20 protein-coding genes are annotated in these 16,745 nt (G+C 74.8%); 3 read left to right on the top strand and 17 right to left on the bottom strand.

Annotated elements, in window-relative coordinates:
* Complete coding sequence (locus FJR00_RS14300; protein WP_141339310.1) at positions 1 to 870, bottom strand: sulfurtransferase; 870 nt, start codon at positions 868 to 870, stop codon at positions 1 to 3.
* A 20-nt stretch (positions 871 to 890) separates the two neighbouring features.
* On the bottom strand, positions 891 to 1,613 hold the full coding sequence (gene cmk / locus FJR00_RS14295) for a (d)CMP kinase (RefSeq protein WP_238330509.1): 723 nt from the start codon (positions 1,611 to 1,613) through the stop codon (positions 891 to 893).
* Between the two features lie 68 nt (positions 1,614 to 1,681).
* Between cmk and FJR00_RS14290 the strand changes: the two genes are divergently transcribed.
* Entirely contained in the window at positions 1,682 to 2,692 is a 1,011-nt protein-coding gene (locus FJR00_RS14290) for a potassium channel family protein (RefSeq protein ID WP_141339309.1), read from the top strand.
* On the opposite strand, the gene FJR00_RS14285 is transcribed toward FJR00_RS14290, so the two are convergent.
* From FJR00_RS14285 to arfB, 6 genes are all read right to left on the bottom strand, one after another.
* On the bottom strand, positions 2,671 to 3,576 hold the full coding sequence (locus tag FJR00_RS14285; RefSeq protein ID WP_141339308.1) for a pseudouridine synthase: 906 nt from the start codon (positions 3,574 to 3,576) through the stop codon (positions 2,671 to 2,673). The genes FJR00_RS14290 and FJR00_RS14285 overlap by 22 nt on opposite strands.
* Positions 3,573 to 4,193 carry an SMC-Scp complex subunit ScpB gene (scpB, locus tag FJR00_RS14280; protein WP_075957581.1) on the bottom strand — a complete coding sequence of 207 codons (621 nt, stop codon included), beginning with the start codon at positions 4,191 to 4,193 and terminating at the stop codon, positions 3,573 to 3,575. The genes FJR00_RS14285 and scpB overlap by 4 nt, the downstream gene beginning before the upstream one ends.
* Entirely contained in the window at positions 4,190 to 5,062 is an 873-nt protein-coding gene (locus FJR00_RS14275) for a segregation and condensation protein A (protein ID WP_075957582.1), read from the bottom strand. The genes scpB and FJR00_RS14275 overlap by 4 nt, the downstream gene beginning before the upstream one ends.
* A gap of 5 nt (positions 5,063 to 5,067) precedes the next feature.
* Positions 5,068 to 5,937, bottom strand: coding sequence for a ParA family protein (locus FJR00_RS14270; protein ID WP_202876692.1), 870 nt, complete (start codon positions 5,935 to 5,937; stop codon positions 5,068 to 5,070).
* 147 nt (positions 5,938 to 6,084) lie between these two features.
* Positions 6,085 to 7,050, bottom strand: coding sequence for a site-specific tyrosine recombinase XerD (gene xerD, locus FJR00_RS14265; protein WP_141339306.1), 966 nt, complete (start codon positions 7,048 to 7,050; stop codon positions 6,085 to 6,087).
* Positions 7,047 to 7,502, bottom strand: coding sequence for an alternative ribosome rescue aminoacyl-tRNA hydrolase ArfB (gene arfB, locus FJR00_RS14260; protein WP_141339305.1), 456 nt, complete (start codon positions 7,500 to 7,502; stop codon positions 7,047 to 7,049). Before arfB ends, xerD begins: the two co-directional genes overlap by 4 nt.
* A gap of 67 nt (positions 7,503 to 7,569) precedes the next feature.
* Here arfB and FJR00_RS14255 point away from each other — a divergent pair, with 67 nt between their 5' ends.
* A complete protein-coding gene (locus FJR00_RS14255; protein ID WP_141339304.1) occupies positions 7,570 to 8,175 on the top strand; it encodes a hypothetical protein in 606 nt (201 codons plus the stop codon).
* 19 nt (positions 8,176 to 8,194) lie between these two features.
* Here the strand turns inward: FJR00_RS14255 and hisIE are convergent, their stop codons facing one another.
* Genes hisIE through FJR00_RS14210 form a run of 9 tightly spaced genes read right to left on the bottom strand, consistent with a single transcriptional unit; the run spans position 8,195 to position 15,891 of the window.
* On the bottom strand, positions 8,195 to 8,887 hold the full coding sequence (hisIE, locus tag FJR00_RS14250; protein ID WP_141339303.1) for a bifunctional phosphoribosyl-AMP cyclohydrolase/phosphoribosyl-ATP diphosphatase HisIE: 693 nt from the start codon (positions 8,885 to 8,887) through the stop codon (positions 8,195 to 8,197).
* Entirely contained in the window at positions 8,884 to 9,678 is a 795-nt protein-coding gene (gene hisF / locus FJR00_RS14245) for an imidazole glycerol phosphate synthase subunit HisF (protein ID WP_141339302.1), read from the bottom strand. Before hisF ends, hisIE begins: the two co-directional genes overlap by 4 nt.
* Complete coding sequence (hisA, locus tag FJR00_RS14240; RefSeq protein WP_141339301.1) at positions 9,675 to 10,472, bottom strand: 1-(5-phosphoribosyl)-5-[(5-phosphoribosylamino)methylideneamino]imidazole-4-carboxamide isomerase; 798 nt, start codon at positions 10,470 to 10,472, stop codon at positions 9,675 to 9,677. The genes hisF and hisA overlap by 4 nt, the downstream gene beginning before the upstream one ends.
* Positions 10,469 to 11,083 (bottom strand): imidazole glycerol phosphate synthase subunit HisH, encoded by a 615-nt coding sequence (gene hisH / locus FJR00_RS14235; RefSeq protein WP_075957587.1) that lies wholly within the window; start codon positions 11,081 to 11,083, stop codon positions 10,469 to 10,471. The genes hisA and hisH overlap by 4 nt, the downstream gene beginning before the upstream one ends.
* The gene (gene hisB / locus FJR00_RS14230) at positions 11,080 to 12,180 is read right to left on the bottom strand and encodes a bifunctional histidinol-phosphatase/imidazoleglycerol-phosphate dehydratase HisB (RefSeq protein ID WP_075957588.1); all 1,101 of its coding nucleotides are present in this window, start codon (positions 12,178 to 12,180) and stop codon (positions 11,080 to 11,082) included. Before hisB ends, hisH begins: the two co-directional genes overlap by 4 nt.
* The gene (gene hisC, locus FJR00_RS14225) at positions 12,177 to 13,283 is read right to left on the bottom strand and encodes a histidinol-phosphate transaminase (RefSeq protein ID WP_141339300.1); all 1,107 of its coding nucleotides are present in this window, start codon (positions 13,281 to 13,283) and stop codon (positions 12,177 to 12,179) included. Before hisC ends, hisB begins: the two co-directional genes overlap by 4 nt.
* Positions 13,280 to 14,596: a histidinol dehydrogenase gene (gene hisD / locus FJR00_RS14220; RefSeq protein ID WP_141339299.1), complete on the bottom strand. Its 1,317-nt coding sequence runs from the start codon at positions 14,594 to 14,596 to the stop codon at positions 13,280 to 13,282. Before hisD ends, hisC begins: the two co-directional genes overlap by 4 nt.
* Complete coding sequence (gene hisG / locus FJR00_RS14215; protein WP_075957590.1) at positions 14,593 to 15,501, bottom strand: ATP phosphoribosyltransferase; 909 nt, start codon at positions 15,499 to 15,501, stop codon at positions 14,593 to 14,595. The genes hisD and hisG overlap by 4 nt, the downstream gene beginning before the upstream one ends.
* A 54-nt stretch (positions 15,502 to 15,555) precedes the next feature.
* Positions 15,556 to 15,891, bottom strand: coding sequence for a YerC/YecD family TrpR-related protein (locus FJR00_RS14210; RefSeq protein WP_075957591.1), 336 nt, complete (start codon positions 15,889 to 15,891; stop codon positions 15,556 to 15,558).
* A gap of 126 nt (positions 15,892 to 16,017) precedes the next feature.
* On the opposite strand from FJR00_RS14210, the gene FJR00_RS14205 reads away from it, so the two are divergent.
* Positions 16,018 to 16,737, top strand: coding sequence for a peptidylprolyl isomerase (locus tag FJR00_RS14205; protein WP_238330508.1), 720 nt, complete (start codon positions 16,018 to 16,020; stop codon positions 16,735 to 16,737).
* The last annotated feature ends 8 nt before the right edge of the window (positions 16,738 to 16,745 follow it).

Genomic DNA, 16,745 nt, shown 5'->3' with positions numbered 1-16,745 from the left:
TCAGCGCTCCACCGGCACGCCCACGGCGTTGCCCCACTCGGTCCAGCTGCCGTCGTAGTTGCGGACCTTCTCGAAGCCCAGCAGGTGGGTCAGCACGAACCAGGTGTGGCTCGAGCGCTCGCCGATCCGGCAGTAGGCGACGGTCTCCTCGGCGGGGTCCAGGCCCTGCTCGGCGAGGTAGATCGCCTCCAGCTCCTCGCGGGCCTTGAAGGTGCCGTCCTCGTTCGCGGCCCTGGCCCAGGGGACCGACCGGGCGCCGGGGATGTGCCCGCCGCGCATGGCCCCCTCCTGCGGGTAGTCGGGCATGTGCAGCAGCTCGCCGGAGTACTCCCCCGGGCTGCGCACGTCGACGAGCGGGCCGCCCAGGTGGGCGAGCACGTCCTCCCGGAAGGCCCGCACCTGGGAGTCGTCGCGCTCCACGACCGGGTAGTCGACCGGCTCCACCTGGGGCACCTCGGTGGTCAGCTCACGCCCCTCGGCGATCCAGGCCGCCCGCCCGCCGTCGAGCAGACGCACGTCCTCGTGGCCGAAGAGGGTCATCACCCACAGGGCGTAGGCGGCCCACCAGTTGGACTTGTCGCCGTAGATCACCACGGTGGTCCCGCGGTCGATGCCCCGCTCGCCCATGACCTGGGCGAAGCGCTCGCCGTCGACGTAGTCGCGGGTCAGCGGGTCGTTGAGGTCGGTGTGCCAGTCGAGCTTCAGGGCGCCGGGCACGTGGCCGGTGTCGTAGAGCAGCACGTCCTCGTCGGACTCGAGGACGACCAGCCCGTCGTCACCGAGGTGCTCGGCGAGCCAGGCGGTCGTCACGAGCCGCTCGGGGTGGGCGTAGGCGGACAGCTTCTCGCTGGGGTCGGGGGGAAGGCTCATGTCGGTCTCTCCTCGGGGGTTCAGGGGGTATGGGGTGTGCCGGCCGCGGCGTCCGGGCGGACCTCGCCACGCGCCAGCGCCAGCAGGGCGGCCACGACCTCCTCGAAGGTCAGGGCCGAGGTGTCGACGGTCACGACGCCGTCGGTGGCCTCCAGGAAGGTGGACACCGTGGAGTCCTCCCGGTCGCGCCGGAGCACCAGGTCACGGGTGGCGGCCAGGGTGACGGCGTCGGCGGCGCCGTGGCGCTCGGTGGCGCGCCGGGCCAGGCGGGCCTCCTCGGAGGCGGTCAGGAGCACGCGCAGCTCGGCGTCCGGGGCCACCACCGTGGTGAGGTCGCGGCCCTCGGCGACCACGCCGCCCGTCGTGCCGCGCTGCTCCTCGATGATCAGCCGCTGCCGGCGGCGCAGCTCGGCCCGCACGTCGAGGTTGGTGGCCACCGCGGAGACCTGCCCGGTGATGCGGTCCTCGCGGATCGCGTCGGTGACGTCGACGTCCCCCACGCGCACGTGCGGGGCGTCCGGGTCGGTGGAGATGGTCAAGGGCAGGTCGGCCGCCGCCTGGGCCACCGCGGCCTCGTCGGACAGGTCCACCCCCTGGTCCAGGCACCACCAGGCCAGGGCCCGGTACATGGCGCCGGTGTCCAGGTAGCCCAGCCCGAGCTCCCGGGCCACGGCGCGGGACACCGAGGACTTGCCGGACCCGCTGGGTCCGTCGACGGCGATCGTCATGGGGGTCTGGGGCACCCGTCCAGCCTAACGGCTGCCGGGGTGTCCTCCCCCGGTCGTCGGCGACGGCGGGGGAGACTGGGGCGGTGACGGTGCTGCTCAGCGTGCTCGGCTGGTCCCTCGTCGTCCTCGTCGTGTGGGACGCCTTCGTGACGATCCTGCGGATCGACGGTCCCGGACCCCTGACCCACGCGTGGTCCCAGCCGACGTGGCGGGCCCTGCTGGCGGTCCACCGGCGTCGCCGGATCCACTCGCTCCTCGCGGTGGCGGGACCGGCGATCACGATCTTGACCATCGTGCTGTGGTTCTTAGGCCTGGTTTTGGGCACCTGGCTGGTGCTGCGGGCGGCGCCGGGGTCGGTGGTGCTGGCCACGGGACGGGTGCCCGCCGGGCCCCTCGACCTGGCCTACTACGTCCCCGTGGCGCTGACCGGGCTCGGCTACGGCGACTACGTGCCGGCCGGTCCCCCGTGGACGTTCGTCACCGGTGCACTGACCTTCGTGGCCACGACGCTGCTCACCCTGGCCGTCTCCTACCTCGTCTCGGTCATCTCGGCGGCGCTGAAGCGCCGCACGACCGCGTCCTCGGTCTTCGCCCTGGGGCAGGACCCCGAGACCGTCGCCCGTCATCTGGGCGAGGACCTGGGCAGCTGGGCGGGGCCCTACCTGGCCGGGCTGGCCGGGGACGTCTCGGAGGTCGCCGCACAGCAGCGGGCCTTCCCGGTGCTGCGCTACTTCCACAGCGCGGACCCGCGGCGCTCCCCCGCCCTGGCCACGCTCCTGCTGGCCGACGCCGTGCACCTGCTGCGCAGCCGCCCCGACCACGGTCTGCCCGCAGGGCTGGCGGCCGTGGTGGACTCCGCGGTGGGCGACCTCGTCGACGTCAAGGCGGTCGGCGCGGCCGACCTCGACGAGGAGCACGAGGAACGGGCCATGATCGGGGCGGCCCGCCGGCTGCGCATCCCGACGAGCGAAGGATCCCCGTTCCGGACGCGGTGGCGGGAGCATGCGCAGGTGCGGCAGGACCTGGCCCGCGCGGTCGCCGACGACGGCTGGGACGTCTCGCGGGTCGGACCTCAGAGCCCGGCGGCCCGGTAGAGCTGGGCGACCTCCTCGGCGGACAGCGCCCGGTAGCGGCCGGGACGCAGCTCGGCGAGCCGGACCGGTCCGACCTGCACCCGGGAGAGCATCTCCACCGGGTAGCCGACGGTCTCCATCATCCGGCGGACGATGTGCTTGCGGCCCTCGTGCAGCACGATCTCCACGATCGAGTGACCGGGCACGTTGTCGACCAGACGGAAGGAGTCCGCCCGGGCGACGCCGTCGTCGAGCTCGACCCCCTCGCGCAGCCGGCGGCCGACGTCCTTGGCCACCAGCCCGTGCACCTGGGCCACGTAGGTCTTGGGGACGCCGTAGGCGGGGTGCTGCAGGCGGTGCGCGAGGTCGCCGTCGTTGGTCAGCAGGAGCAGCCCCTCGGTGTCGACGTCGAGGCGGCCGACGTGGAACAGCCGGGTGGACAGCTGGCCGACGTAGTCGGCCAGGCAGGGTCGCCCCTCCTCGTCGTGCATCGTGGACACCACGCCGGCCGGCTTGTTGAACGCCAGGTAGACCTTGTCGGTGTCGAGGACGACGCGGTCGCCGTCGACGTGCACCACCTGGGTGGCCGGGGAGACCCGCACGCCCAGCTCGGTGACGACCTGCCCGTCGACCGCGACCCTGCCCTGCTCGATGAGCTTCTCGCACGCCCGGCGGCTGCCGAACCCGGCCGCGGCCAGCAGCTTCTGCAGCCGGAGGCCGTCCGGGTCGTGCACGTCGAGGTCCGGCGTGGCGGCCCGCTGGGGCTGGGGCCGTCGGCCCCGTGGGGGCCGGGACCCGCCCGCCTGCCGGGGGCCGGCGTTGCCGCCGCCACCGCGTCGGGGACCGCCGGGTCCGCCACGGCCACCCTGGCGGCCGCCGCCGCGGCCCCTTCTGTCGTCGTTCATGCCAGTCCTTCCGCCGCCAGCTCCTCGAGCACCTCTGCCGAGGGCAGGTAGGGCGCGAGGGCCGGCAGGTCGTCGAGGGAGTCCAGTCCCATCTTCTGCAGGAAAAGGTCGGTCGTGCCGTAGAGCACCGCACCCGCGGTGGGGTCCTGCCCCACCTCGGTCACCATGCCCCTGGCGAGCAGGGTACGCACCACGCCGTCGACGTTCACGCCGCGGATCGCGCCGATGCGGGCCCGGCTGATCGGTTGCCGGTAGGCGACCACGGCCAGGGTCTCCAGCGCGGCCTGGGTGAGCCGGGCCTGCTGGCCCCCGAGCAGGAAGCCCTCGACGACCGGGGCGAGGTCGGCCCGCGTGTAGAGCCGCCACCCTCCCCCGAGGCGGCGCAGGACGAACCCGCGCTCCTGCACCGCATACTCCTGGGCGAGCGTGTCGAGGAGGCCGCCGACCTCCTCGACCGTGCTCCGCAGGGCGGTGGCCAGCGCCTCCTCGGTCACTGGCTCGTCCAGCACCATGAGGACGGCCTCGAGGGCGGCCCGGGCACCGCCGGGCACGGTCGCCACGTCGAGGGCAGGCTCCTCCGGGTCGTCGGCCCGGTCCGGCACGGCCTCCTCGCTCACGTCGCCTCCTCGGGGTCGTCGTCCTCGTCGAACTCGTCGCTCACCTGGACGGTACCCGCGTCGGGACCGGTCCAGCGCACGACGATCTCGCCGAGGGCCTCCTCCTGGTGCAGGGCGACGACGGTGTCGCGGAAGAGCTCCAGCAGCGCGAGGAAGCGGGCGACGACCACGAGGGTGGAGTCGGCGTCGGCGACGAGCTCGCGGAAGCTGGCCTGCCCGTGCTCGCGGAGGCGGGCCACGACGATCGAAGCCTGCTCGCGGACGGAGACCTGCGGCGCGTGCAGGTGGCCCACCCCCACCGCGGGCGGTGGCCGGGGGATCATCGCCCGTGCGGCGATCATCGCCAGCTGCTCGGGGCCGACGGAGAGGACGACCTCGGGCAGCAGGGTGGCGAAGCGGTCCTCGAGGCCGACGTCGCGGGGGTAGATGCGTCCCGCGCCGGCCATCCGCAGCCGCAGCTCGTCGGCCACCTGCTTGAAGGCGCGGTACTGCAGCAGCCGGGCGAAGAGCAGGTCCCGGGCCTCGATCAGCGCCAGGTCCTCCTCGTCGTCCTCGCGGGCCCCGGGCAGCAGCCGGGCGGCCTTGAGGTCCAGGAGCGTCGCGGCGATGACGACGAACTCGCTGGCCTGGGACAGGTCCCAGTCCTCCTGGGCCTCCCGGGCCGCGCGCAGGTGCGCCACGAACTCGTCGGTCACCGACGCCAGGGCGATCTCGGTGACGTCGAGCCGATGCTTGGCGATCAGGCCCAGGAGCAGCTCGAACGGCCCGGAGAAGACGTCGAGGTGCACCTCGAAGCTGCCCCGTGAGCCGGTGAGCACGCCGCCGGGGGTGGCCTCGGGCGGTGCCGCGGGCGCCCGCTCCACGGCCATCGGGCTCAGGGGGCGCCGCCGCGGGCCACGAGCTCGCGCGCCAGCTGCCGGTAGGCCTCGGCACCGGAGTGGGTGCTGGCGTAGGAGGTGATCGGCTCGGCGGCCAGGGTGGCGTCGGGGAACTTGACGGTGCGGCTGATCACGGTGTGGAAGACGGTGTCCTGGAAGTGGTCGACGACGCTGCGGACCACCTCGCGCGAGTGCAGCGTGCGCCCGTCGTACATGGTCGCCAGGATGCCGTCGACCTGCAGGCGCGGGTTGAGCCGGTCGGTGATCTTCTCGATCGTCTCGATGAGCAGGGCCACGCCGCGCATGGCGAAGAACTCGCACTCCAGCGGGATGATCACGCCGTGCGCCGCCGTGAGGGCGTTCACGGTCAGCAGGCCCAGCGAGGGCTGGCAGTCGATGAGGATGACGTCGTAGTCGTCGACCACGGGCCGCAGCACCCGGGCCAGGATCTGCTCGCGGGCCACCTCGCCGACCAGCTGGACCTCGGCGGCCGACAGGTCGATGTTGGCGGGCAGCAGGTCGACGTCCTGGACGGTGGTGGGCTGGATGACCTCGCGCACGTCGTGCCCCCGCTCGACGAGCAGGTTGTAGACGGTCACGTCCAGGTCGTGGGTGCGCACCCCGAGGCCGACCGACAGCGCTCCCTGGGGGTCGAAGTCGACCATGAGCACCCGCCGGCCGTACTCGGCGAGCGCCGCCCCCAGGTTGATCGTCGTGGTCGTCTTGCCGACGCCGCCCTTCTGGTTGCACATGGCGATGATGCGGGCCGGGCCGTGCCCGGCCAGCGGCGGCGGCACGGGGAAGTCGGGCAGCGGGCGACCGGTGGGGCCGTCCTGTCCCACGCCGGTCGTCTCGGTCCCGGGCAGGCGGTCGTAGGTGGCGTGTGCCTCGCGGTTCACGTGTGTGGTCTCCAGCCTCGCTCGCGTCGGGTCGGCTCGCGCCGATCATCCCCGACCCTAACGGAGCCGGCGACCCGGGGCGGCGGTCGGTGAACCTCGACCTGAGGTCGAGAGTTACCCTTCCTGCCGTGCGGCGGAGCGTGCCCGGGGGTGGGCCTGCGCGTAGACCTCCCGCAGCCGCTGGGTGGAGACGTGCGTGTAGATCTGGGTGGTGGTCACCGACGCGTGCCCGAGGAGCTCCTGGACCACCCGGACGTCGGCCCCCCCGTCGAGCAGGTGGGTGGCGAAGGAGTGCCGCAGGGTGTGGGGGCTCACCGTGGATGCCAGGCCCGACCGTTCGGCGGCGGTCTTGATCGCGGTCCAGGCGGACTGGCGCGACAGCCGGCCGCCCCGCGCGTTGACGAACACCGCGGGGGTGCCCCGCCCCGTCCGCACCAGCTCGGGGCGGCCCCGGACGAGCCAGGCGTCCAGCGACGCCCGGGCGTAGCGGCCCATGGGGACGATCCGTTCCTTGCGGCCCTTGCCGAAGAGCCGCACGACGCCACCGGTGCCGTCCTCGGCCCGGCCCAGCTCGAGGTCGTCCAGGTCGAGGGCGACCGCCTCCCCGACCCGGGCCCCGCAGCCGTAGAGGACCTCGAGCAGGGCACGGTCGCGCAGCGCCGCCGGGGTGTCCCCGACGGAGGCGGCCTGCAGCAGCCGGTGGACCTCGTCCACCGACAGCGCCGACGGCAGCCGGCGCGGCGGGGTCGGGGGCGAGACCTCCCGGGCCGGGTCGTCCGGGGTCTCCCCCTCCAGCGCCAGGAAGGTGTGCAGCCCACGGACGGCGACGACGGCGCGGGCGGCCGAGGTCGCCGCCAGCGGCGGGTGGTCGGCGTCGCCGGTCCGCAGGTGGGCCAGGAACTCGCTGACGTGCCCCTCGCGCACCTGCTCGGCCGAGGTGATCCCTCGTGCGGCGAGGAAGTCGAGGTAGCGGCCCACGTCCCGCCGGTAGGCCCGCAGGGTGTGCTCCGAGCGACCCCGCTCGACCCGCAGGTGGTCCAGCCAGCCGTCGGCCGCCAGGCGCAGGCCCGTCCGGCTCACGTCTGGTCCCCGGAGCCGGGCCGGCGGCGCGTCCGCTTGAGGCGGGCGCGCTGCTCCTTGCCCCGTAGCCGTCGCTCCACCGAGGCCCGGGTCGGCCGCGTCGGCCGCCGCCGCCGGGCCGGCGGCGCGGTGGCCTCCCGCAGCACCTGGGCGAGCCGGCGGCGGGCGGCGCGCCGGTTGTCCAGCTGCCGCCGGTGCTCGGCGGCGACGACCGTCAGCACCCCGTCGACGAGGCGGGGCCCCAGCCGGTCCATGGCCCGGGCGCGCAGGTCGGGGGGAAGGCTGGTCGTGCCGGCCACGTCGAGGCTCAGCTCCACCCGGGAGTCGGCGGTGTTGACCCCCTGCCCGCCCGGCCCGGAGGAGCGGGAGAACCGTTCGAGGAGCTCGGCGGCCGGCACGACGACCCGGGCGGAGACGACCAGGTCCTCGGTCACGTCCGGGCGGGGGCTCATCCGGTCACTGTGCCACGCCGGTCCGTCGGTGCGGCCCGTCGGCCGCGGGCGGGGCGACACTGGGCGCATGCGCCTCTACGCCGACGCCCCCGCCCGCCGCGCGCGGCAGGTGGCCGCCGACCTCTTCGTGCTGGGCTGGGCGGTCGCCTGGATCCTGCTCGGCCGCTGGGTCTTCGACCTCGTCCTGACCCTGGCCCGGCCGGCCGTCCCCCTGCGCAGCGCCGGGACCGGGCTGAGCGAGCGGATGGAGGACATCGCCGGGCGGATCGGGCAGGTCCCCCTGGTCGGCGACCAGCTGGACGCGCCGTTCGTCGGAGCCGCGGCCGTCGGGGAGGACCTGGTCAGCGCCGGGGACCAGCTCGAGACCTCGGTCCGCACCGTCGCGTGGGTGGTCTCGCTGCTCACCGCCGGCACCCCCGTGCTGCTCGTGCTCCTGGCCTGGGCGCTCCTGCGGCTGTCCTGGGTGCGACGGGCGGCGTCCCTGGGGCACGAGGTCTCCGACCCGCAGTCCCAGCAGCTGCTCGCCCTGCGCGCCCTGGTCCGGCAGCACCCGCGACGGCTGCAGCAGGTGCATCCCGACCCGGTCGCGGCCTTCCGGTCCGGCGACCCCGAGCTGCTGCGCCGGCTGGCCGACCTCGAGCTGGCCCAGGTGGGCCTGCGCACCCGTCGCTGACGTCGCCCGGCGGCAGGGGTCAGCCGTGCCGCCGGCGCAGGACGTCCTCGACGTCCGCGAGGGACAGGTCGCGCGCGCGGAGCAGCACGATCAGGTGGTAGAGCAGGTCGGCGGACTCCCCGAGGAGCGCCTCGTCGTCCTGCACGACCCCGGCCAGGGCGGTCTCCACGCCCTCCTCCCCCACCTTCTGGGCGATCCGGCGAACGCCGTCGGTGAACAGCCGGGTCGTGTAGGACCCCTCCGGCAGGGCGGCGCGCCGGTCGGCCACGACCGCGTCGAGCACCGTCAGGAAGGTCCCGGTCCCGTGAGCGGACCCTGCGTCAACGGGACCCTCCGCCGCGGCCCGCGGCCCGCGGGCGGCGTCGAAGCAGGTGGTATCCCCGGTGTGGCAGGTGGGACCGGCCGGCAGCGCGTGGATCAGCAGCGTGTCCCGGTCGCAGTCCACGTCGACCGACACCACCCGCAGGGTGTTGCCGCTGGTCTCGCCCTTGGTCCACAGGCCGCCCCGGCTGCGGCTCCGGAAGGTCGCCAGGCCGGTGCGCAGCGTCGTCCCCAGCGCGTCCGCGTCGAGGAACCCGACCATGAGCACCTCGGCCGTGCGCGCGTCCTGGACCACGCCGGGCACGAGCCCGCCGGCCTTGGCGAAGTCGACGTCCGCCACCTGCAGGTCTCCCCCGAGCGCGAGGGGGTATGCGGTCTCCTCCGTGCTCATGCCGCCTCCTCCGGGGGGCGCACCTCGACCCCGGCGGCCGCCAGGGTGCGCTTGAGCTGCGGGATGGGCAGCGAGCCGTCGTGGAAGACGGTGGCGGCCAGCGCCCCGTCGACGTCGGCCTCGCGGAACACCTCGACGAAGTGCTCGGCCGCACCCGCCCCGCCGCTGGCGACGAGGGGGACGTCGCAGACGGCGCGCACGGCGGCCAGCTGCTCCACGTCATACCCCGACCGCACCCCGTCCGAGCCCATGCAGTTGAGCACGACCTCGCCGGCCCCGAGCTCCTGCACCCGGCGCACCCAGTCGAGGGTCCCGACGGGCAGGGCGCGGGTGGCCTCGGGGTCCCCGGTGAACTGGCGGATCCGCCAGGTGTCGTCCTCGTCCCGCAGGCTGTCCACCCCGACGACGACGCACTGCACCCCGAAGGCGGCGGCCAGCTCGGAGACCAGCTCGGGCCGCTGGGTCGCGGGGGTGTTGACCGAGATCTTGTCGGCCCCGGCGTGCAGCACCGCCCTGGCCGTGTCCACCGAGCTGATGCCGCCCGCGACGCAGAACGGGATGTCGATCGCGCGGGCCACCCGGCGGACCCACTCGACGTCGACCGGTCGGCCCTGAGGGCTGGCGGTGATGTCGTAGAAGACCAGCTCGTCGGCGCCCTCCGCTGCGTAGCGGGTGGCCAGTTGCACGATGTCGCCCATGTCGCGGTGGTCGCGGAACCGGGTGCCCTTGACGACGCGTCCGTCCCGCACGTCCAGGCAGGGGATGACCCGGCGGGCCAGGGTGGTGCTCACAGTCCCTCCTCGGAGATGGCCTCGCCCACCGTGAGGCGGCCCTCCAGCAGGGCCTTGCCCAGGATGATCCCGGCGGTGCCGGTGCGGCGGGCGGCCCGGACGTCGTCGACGTTGCGGGCGCCGCCCGAGGCCTGGACCTGCAGCCCGGGGGTGGAGCGGGTGAGCATGGTGTAGAGGTGGAAGTTGGGCCCGGAGAGGGTCCCGTCGCGGCCGATGTCGGTGCACAGCACGTGCCGCAGGCCGGTCCCGTCGTACTGGTGCAGGCAGGTGATGAGGTCCTGCTCCCCCACGGACGTCCAGCCGGCCACGGGCAGCACCCACCGGCCGTCGTCGGAGGTGCGGGTGTCGAGGGCGACGGTGAGCTGCTCGGGGCCGAAGCGGTCGAGCCAGCCGGAGACCGTCTGCGGCTCGCGCACCGCCAGCGACCCGACCACGACCCGGGTGGCGCCGGCGTCCAGGAGTCGCTGCACGTCGTCGGCGCTGCGCACCCCTCCGCCGGTCTGGACCATCAGGCCGGTGGTGTCCACGATGCGGGTGAGGGTCTGCTCCAGGGTGTAGCCGCCGGCGCGGGCGGCGTCGAGGTCGACCAGGTGCAGCCAGCGCGCCCCGCCGCGGGCGTAGTTCTCCGCCACCGCGACCGGGTCGTCGGTGTAGCGGGTCTCCTGGTCGTAGTCGCCGCGCAGGAGCCGGACCACGGCACCGCCGCGGACGTCGATGGCCGGGTAGACGGTGAACGGGCGGGCGGTGGTCACAGCTGTCTCACTCCGGACGTCGTCGGTGGGGCCGGTCGTCATCGGTCGACCTCCAGCAGGAAGTTTCGCAGAAGGAGGGCCCCGACCCGACCTGAACGTTCCGGGTGGAACTGCGCGCCCCAGCGCAGCCCGGAGCGCACGACCGCCGAGAAGGTGGTGCCGTGCGTGGTCGAGGCCAGGGTGGCGGGGCCGACGGGGGCGGCGTAGGAGTGCACGAAGTAGGCGCGCTCCCCGGGGGTGATGCCGGTCAGCAGCGGGTCCTCGACGAGGTCGTCCAGCCGGTTCCAGCCCATGTGCGGCACCCGCACGCCGGGCGCCGGGGGGATCGGCACGACCTCGCCGGGGACCAGGCCCAGGGTGGGCGTGCCCCCGTCCTCGGCCGAGCGGTCGAAGAGCAGCTGCATCCCCAGGCAGACGCCGAGCAGGGGGGCCTGCACCTGACGCAGCAGGTCCTCCAGCCCGGCCGCCCGCAACCGGGCCATGCCGGCCCCGGCGGCGCCCACGCCGGGCAGGACCACCCGGTCGGCGGCGAGGATCTCGGCGGGGTCGTCGGTGAGCCGGGTCGAGGCGCCCAGCCGTTCCAGGGCGTAGCTCACCGAGCCGATGTTGGTGCCGCCCCCGTCGACGAGGGCGACCCGTGGGGCGGTGCTCACAGGACGCCCTTGGTGGAGGGCAGCTCGGTGCCGTCGCCCTGACGGGCCAGCGCCATCCGCAGGGCCCGCGCGACGGCCTTGAACCCCACCTCGACCTGGTGGTGGGCGTTGTCCCCCAGGACGCTCAGGTGCAGCGTGCACCGCATCGCGTCGGCGAACGAGCGCCAGAAGTGCTCGACCATCTCGGTGGGGAAGCCGCCGACGTGGGACCGCGTGAAGCTGCCCTCGTAGCGGAAGTAGGGCCGCCCGGACAGGTCGATCGAGGCGCTGGCCCGGGCCTCGTCCATCGGCAGGGTGAAGCCGTAGCGGGCGATCCCACGCTTGTCCCCCAGGGCGGTGCGGACCGCCTCGCCGACGGCCAGGGCGACGTCCTCGATCGTGTGGTGGTCGTCGATGTGCAGGTCGCCGTCGCAGCGGACCGTCATGCTGAAGCCGCCGTGCTTGGCCAGCTGGTCGAGCATGTGGTCGAGGAACCCGAGCCCGGTGCTGGCGTCGGCCCCGCCGGGGCGGTCCAGGTCCACGTCGACGCTGATCCGGGTCTCGGCGGTGTTCCGGTCCACGTGCGCGGTCCGCGGCCGGTCGGCGAGCGCGTGGGCGATCTGCTCCCAGCTGGTGGTCGCGGTGCCCTCCGGCGTCGCGGCGGAGGGCAGCAGGTAGGTGGCGATGCCCAGGTTGTCGCCGAACTGCCGGTCGGTCTCCCGGTCGCCCACCATGACGCTGCGCTCCCAGTCCACCCCCTTGTCCTTGAGGAGGTGCACGACCATGCCGATGCCCGGCTTGCGGGTCCACGGGGCGTCCGGCCCGGCCGGGTGCGGGTCGAGGAGCACCTCGCGGAACCGGATCCCCTGGCTGGTGAGGATCTGCAGGAGCAGCTCGTGCGGGCCGTCGAAGGACTCCTGCGGGAAGGCGTCGGTGCCCAGCCCGTCCTGGTTGCTCACCATGACCAGGTCGTAGCCGGCGGCCTGGATGCGCAGCAGCGCGGGGATCACGCCCTCGACCAGGCGCAGTTTGGCCAGGTCGTCGACCTGGAAGTCGTCCGGCTCGGCGATGATCGTCCCGTCGCGGTCGACGAGGCAGAGGGGACGGGCGGTGCTCATGCGAGGTTCTCCCTGAGGGCGGTGTCGAGGGCGGTCATCTCGTCGGCGGTGCCGACGGTGATCCGCAGGGCGTCGTGCAGGCCGGGCTGGTGCCGCAGGTCGCGGACCACGATCCCGGCCGAGGCGAGGGTATGCAGCAGCGCGTCCGGGTCGTCGGACCGGACGAGGAGGAAGTTGGCGTCGCTGGCGTAGACCGCCCGCACGCCGGGGACGTCCCGGAGCCGGCGTCCGGCGGTGTCGCGCAGCCGGAGGGTCTGCTGCACCCGGCGGCGGGTGGCGGCCAGGGCCTCGGGCCCCAGCGCGGAGAGCCCCATCGCGGCGACCGGCGCCGGCACCGGGTAGGGCGCCTGCACCCGTCGCAGCACGGCGGCGAGGTCGGGGTGCGCCAGCCCGATGCCGATCCGGGCCCCGGCCAGGCCGTGCGCCTTGGACAGGGTGCGCAGGACGACGACGTTCGGCCGTTCCTCGAGCAGGGCGATGGCGGAGCGCTGCTCGGCGTACTCCCCGTAGGCCTCGTCGACGACCACGACGGCCTCCTCGGCCAGCTCCTCGGCCAGCGCGGCCAGCTCCCGCAGCGGCACCACGGTGCCGGTCGGGTTGCCGGGGGAGGCGACGAAGACGACCCGGGAGCCGGTGAGCCGGGCGGTCCGGGCCAGTCCGTCGGTGTCCACCCGCCAGGTCAGGTCGTCGTCGGTCTGCGGCACCTCGTGGACGGGCACGCCGTGGAGGCGGGCGGAGACGGCATACATCCCGAAGGTGGGCGGGGCCACGACGATCCCGTCGCCGCCGGGGCGGCACAGCGTCCGCACGAGCAGCTCGATGACCTCGTCGCTGCCGCGACCCACGACCACCCGGTCCGGCGTCGTGGCCCACAGGTCGGCGAACGCCTCGACCAGCGCGGGGGGCTGGGGCTCGGGATAGCGCCGGCACTCCCCGTCCGGGTCTGCGGTGCTGGGCTCCCCGGACTCGTTGGCGTTCAACCAGATCGACGCCGGAACCCCGGGGGCGCTCGTCCGCGCGGACGAGTAGCCGGTGAAGTCGCGCAGGTCCTCCCGGACCAGGTGGGCCGGGAACGGGGCCGTGCGGGAGGGGGCGGCGGTCACGGCGCCACCGCCGCGGCGTCGATCCGGGCCAGCCGCCGGGTGACCGCCCGCTGGTGGGCGTGCAGCTGCTCCGCGCCGGAGAGCGTCACCGCGCAGGGCCCGACGGCCGCCAGGCCGGCGGGCGTGGCCTGCTGGACGGTCATGGCGACCTGGAAGGAGGCGACGTTCACCCCGCCGGTGAACCGGGCGGCGCCGGCCGTGGGCAGGACGTGGTTGGTTCCGGAGCAATAGTCCCCCAACGTCTCCGGGGTGTGGTCGCCGAGGAAGACCGACCCGGCCCGGTCGACGCGGTCCACCCAGGACGCGGCGTCCCGCAGCGCGAGGATGAGGTGCTCGGGGGCGTAGTCGTTCGACACCTCGAAGGCGGTGTCCAGGTCGGGCGTCACGATGAGCCGGCTCGCGGCGAGCGCCTTGCGGGCGATGTCGGCGCGGGGCAGCGTCTCGACCTGCCGCTCGACCTCCTCGGCCACGCGCTCGGCCAGGCCCCGGTCGTCGGTCAGCAGCACGACCTGGCTGTCGGGGCCGTGCTCGGCCTGGCTGAGCAGGTCGGCCGCGACGAACTCGGCGTCCGCGCCCGCGTCGGCGACGACCAGGACCTCCGAGGGGCCGGCCGGCATGTCGATGCCGGGCCCGCCCTCGGCGGTGCTCACCTGCCGCTTGGCCTCGGTGACCCAGGCGTTGCCCGGCCCGAAGATCTTGTCCACCCGCGGCACGGAGGCCGTCCCGTAGGCCATCGCGGCCACCGCCTGAGCACCGCCGACGAGGAAGATGCGGGTGATGCCGCACTCGGCCGCTGCGGCGAGCACGGCCGGGTCGGCGGTGCCGTCCGGCCGGGGCGGGGTGCACAGGACCACCTCGGGGCAGCCGGCGAGCTGCGCCGGGACGCCGAGCATGAGGGCGGTGGAGGGAAGCGGCGCGGAGCCGGCCGGGACGTAGAGCCCGACCCGGCGGACCGGCCGGACCACCCGGCGGCACTCCACCCCCGGGGCGGTCTCCACGGCATACCCCTGCTGCATGCCGGCCTCGTGGAAGACCCGGATGCGGCCGGCGGCCTCGGTGATCGCCTCCCGCAGCACCGGGTCGAGGCCTGCGACGGCGGCGTCCCGGTCGGCGACGGGCACCTCGAGGGTCTCGACCTCGGCACCGTCGAGGCGGGCGGTGAGCTCCCGCAGGGCGGTGTCCCCCTCGGTGCGCACCCGCCGGAGGATGTCGGCGACCCCGGCGGTGACCTCCGCGCCGGCCGCGGCGGTGCCGCGCCGCAGGGCCTCCTCGCGGGCGGTGTCGTCGAGCTCGGACCAGGTGAGCACGTTCATGCGAGCATCCCCTCCACGGGCAGGACCATGAGGTTGGCGGCGCCGGCACGCTTGAGGTCCTCGAGCTTGGCCCACGGCACCGGCCCGTGGACGAGCACCTGGACGGCGACCTCGTCGCGGCCCTCGACCTGGGTGACCGTCGGCTCGTGGCCGGCGGGCAGCAGGGGGCCCACCGCGTCGAGGTCCGACCGCGCCACCCGCAGCATGAGCAGGCGGGACTCCTTGAGCTGCACGGCGCCGTCGATCCGGCGCAGGAGCAGGTCGGCGATCTCCTGGCGGCCGTCGTCCAGGGTGCCGGACGGCCCGGCGATGACCGCCTCGGAGTGCAGGATCGTGGTGACCGGCCGCAGCTGGTTGGCGCGCAGGGTGCCGCCGCTGGAGACGAGGTCGCAGACCACGTCGGCCTGGCCCAGCCGCGGGGCGATCTCCACGGACCCGTTGAGCACGACCGGCTCGGCGTCCACGCCCTGCTCCTGCAGCCACCGTCCCAGGGTGCGGGGGTAGGAGGTGGCGATGCGCAGCCCCTCCAGCTGCTCGGGGCCGGTCCACTCCTGCTGCTCCTCGATCGCCACGTCTAGCCGGCAGGCCCCCCACCCCAGCTGGCGCCACTCGGTCAGGTCGGCGGGCCGGCCCTGCGCGGCGCGCTCCAGGCCGTGCTCGACGAGCACGTTGCGCCCCACGATGCCGAGGTCGCAGACGCCGTCGGCGATGAGGCCCGGGATGTCGTCGTCGCGCACGAGGAGCAGGTCGACCGGCAGCGACTCCCCGTAGCAGAACAGCTTGTCCCGGCTCTCGCGCCAGGTCAGCCCGCACGAGGCGAGCAGGTCGCGGGCCGGCTCGCCGAGCCGGCCGGACTTCTGGATGGCCACGCGCAGGCGTTCGCGCGGCTGGGCGGGCGGGGTCATGGGGACCTCTTCGTGGGAGCAGGGGTATGGCGTGGTGCGGCGGAGGGGGCGGGCTCAGGCCGTGGAGGTGGCCCGCGGATGCCCGTCCCCGGCGGCATGGTGCTCCAGCGCGGCCCGGTAGCCGCCGGCACCGGCCTCCAGGCAGCGGGCGATGCGGCCGACGGTGGTCACGCTCACGCCGGTCGCCTCGTGGGCCTGCCGGTAGGACAGCCCCTCGGCCAGCAGCGGCACCACCGCCCAGCGGTCGGCCAGCGCCTCGATCTCGGCCGGGGTGCACAGGTCCTCCAGGAAGGCGTCGACCTGCTCGGGGTCCTGCAGCGCGGCGAGCACGTGGGCGAGGTCGGCACGGGTGCGCGAGGCGCGGGTGCTGTCCCCGTGGCGCTGCTTCACCGGTGCTCCTGCCGTCGTCGTTCCGTGGTCCCGCCTGTCACAGCGTGCTAGTACGTTAACACGCTGAATGCGCCCCGCCGAAACCTGTCCCGTGTCGGTGCACGGGGCGCGCCTACACTTCCGGTCGTGTCCCCGCGCACCGGCCTGGCCGCCCTGCTGCCCCTGCTCGTCCTGGTCGCGACGGGCTGCGGCGACGGGTCGTCCCGGCAGGAGGGGCCGGACCCGGCACCCGACCCCGGGGCCACCGTCGCCGCCCTCGACTGCGCCGAGCCGCCCGCCCCGGCGGCGGAGGTCGCGGCGTTCGGCCAGGACGACCTGCCCGACCCGTGGAGCGGCGCGGACCAGGTCGACGCCACGATCCGGACCACCTGCGGCGACGTCGTGGTGGAGCTGGCCGCCGCGCAGGCGCCGCAGACCGTCGCCTCGTTCACCTTCCTGGCCGAGCAGGGCTGGTGGGAGGACAGCCCCTGCCACCGGCTGACCACCTCGGGCATCTTCGTCCTGCAGTGCGGCGACCCCACCGGCACCGGACGGGGCAACCCGGGCTACGGCTACGGCATCGAGAACGCCCCCGCCGACGGGACCTACCCCGCGGGCACGCTGGCCATGGCCCGGACGCAGGACCCGCAGAGCAACGGCGGCCAGTTCTTCGTCGTCTGGGAGGACTCGCAGCTGCCCACCCAGGGAGGCGGCTACAGCATCTTCGGACGGGTCACCGAGGGTCTGGACGTCGTGCGGGCGATCGCCGCCCAGGGGGTCGAGGGCGGAGCCGCCGACGGCGCCCCGGCGCAGCCGGTCAGCATCCTCGAGGTCGAGGTCGAGGTCGAGGTCGACGAGGGCCGCTGAGCCCGGGC

Source organism: Ornithinimicrobium kibberense, assembly GCF_006519705.1.
GTDB classification, from domain to species: domain Bacteria; phylum Actinomycetota; class Actinomycetes; order Actinomycetales; family Dermatophilaceae; genus Ornithinicoccus; species Ornithinicoccus kibberensis.
The sequence above is the reverse complement of the archived record's forward strand: the minus strand, read 5'-3'. Positions and strand labels throughout refer to the sequence as shown.

Bases quoted from the DNA above. Each gene is read 5' to 3' on its own strand.
- FJR00_RS14300 (WP_141339310.1), bottom strand. From the start codon at position 870: ATGAGCCTTCCCCCCGACCCCAGCGAGAAGCTGTCCGCCTACGCCCAC.
- FJR00_RS14285 (WP_141339308.1), bottom strand. From the start codon at position 3,576: ATGAACGACGACAGAAGGGGCCGCGGCGGCGGCCGCCAGGGTGGCCGT.
- FJR00_RS14275 (WP_075957582.1), bottom strand. From the start codon at position 5,062: ATGGCCGTGGAGCGGGCGCCCGCGGCACCGCCCGAGGCCACCCCCGGC.
- arfB (WP_141339305.1), bottom strand. From the start codon at position 7,502: ATGAGCCCCCGCCCGGACGTGACCGAGGACCTGGTCGTCTCCGCCCGG.
- FJR00_RS14255 (WP_141339304.1), top strand. From the start codon at position 7,570: ATGCGCCTCTACGCCGACGCCCCCGCCCGCCGCGCGCGGCAGGTGGCC.
- hisIE (WP_141339303.1), bottom strand. From the start codon at position 8,887: ATGAGCACGGAGGAGACCGCATACCCCCTCGCGCTCGGGGGAGACCTG.
- hisA (WP_141339301.1), bottom strand. From the start codon at position 10,472: ATGACGACCGGCCCCACCGACGACGTCCGGAGTGAGACAGCTGTGACC.
- hisB (WP_075957588.1), bottom strand. From the start codon at position 12,180: ATGAGCACCGCCCGTCCCCTCTGCCTCGTCGACCGCGACGGGACGATC.
- hisD (WP_141339299.1), bottom strand. From the start codon at position 14,596: ATGAACGTGCTCACCTGGTCCGAGCTCGACGACACCGCCCGCGAGGAG.
- hisG (WP_075957590.1), bottom strand. From the start codon at position 15,501: ATGACCCCGCCCGCCCAGCCGCGCGAACGCCTGCGCGTGGCCATCCAG.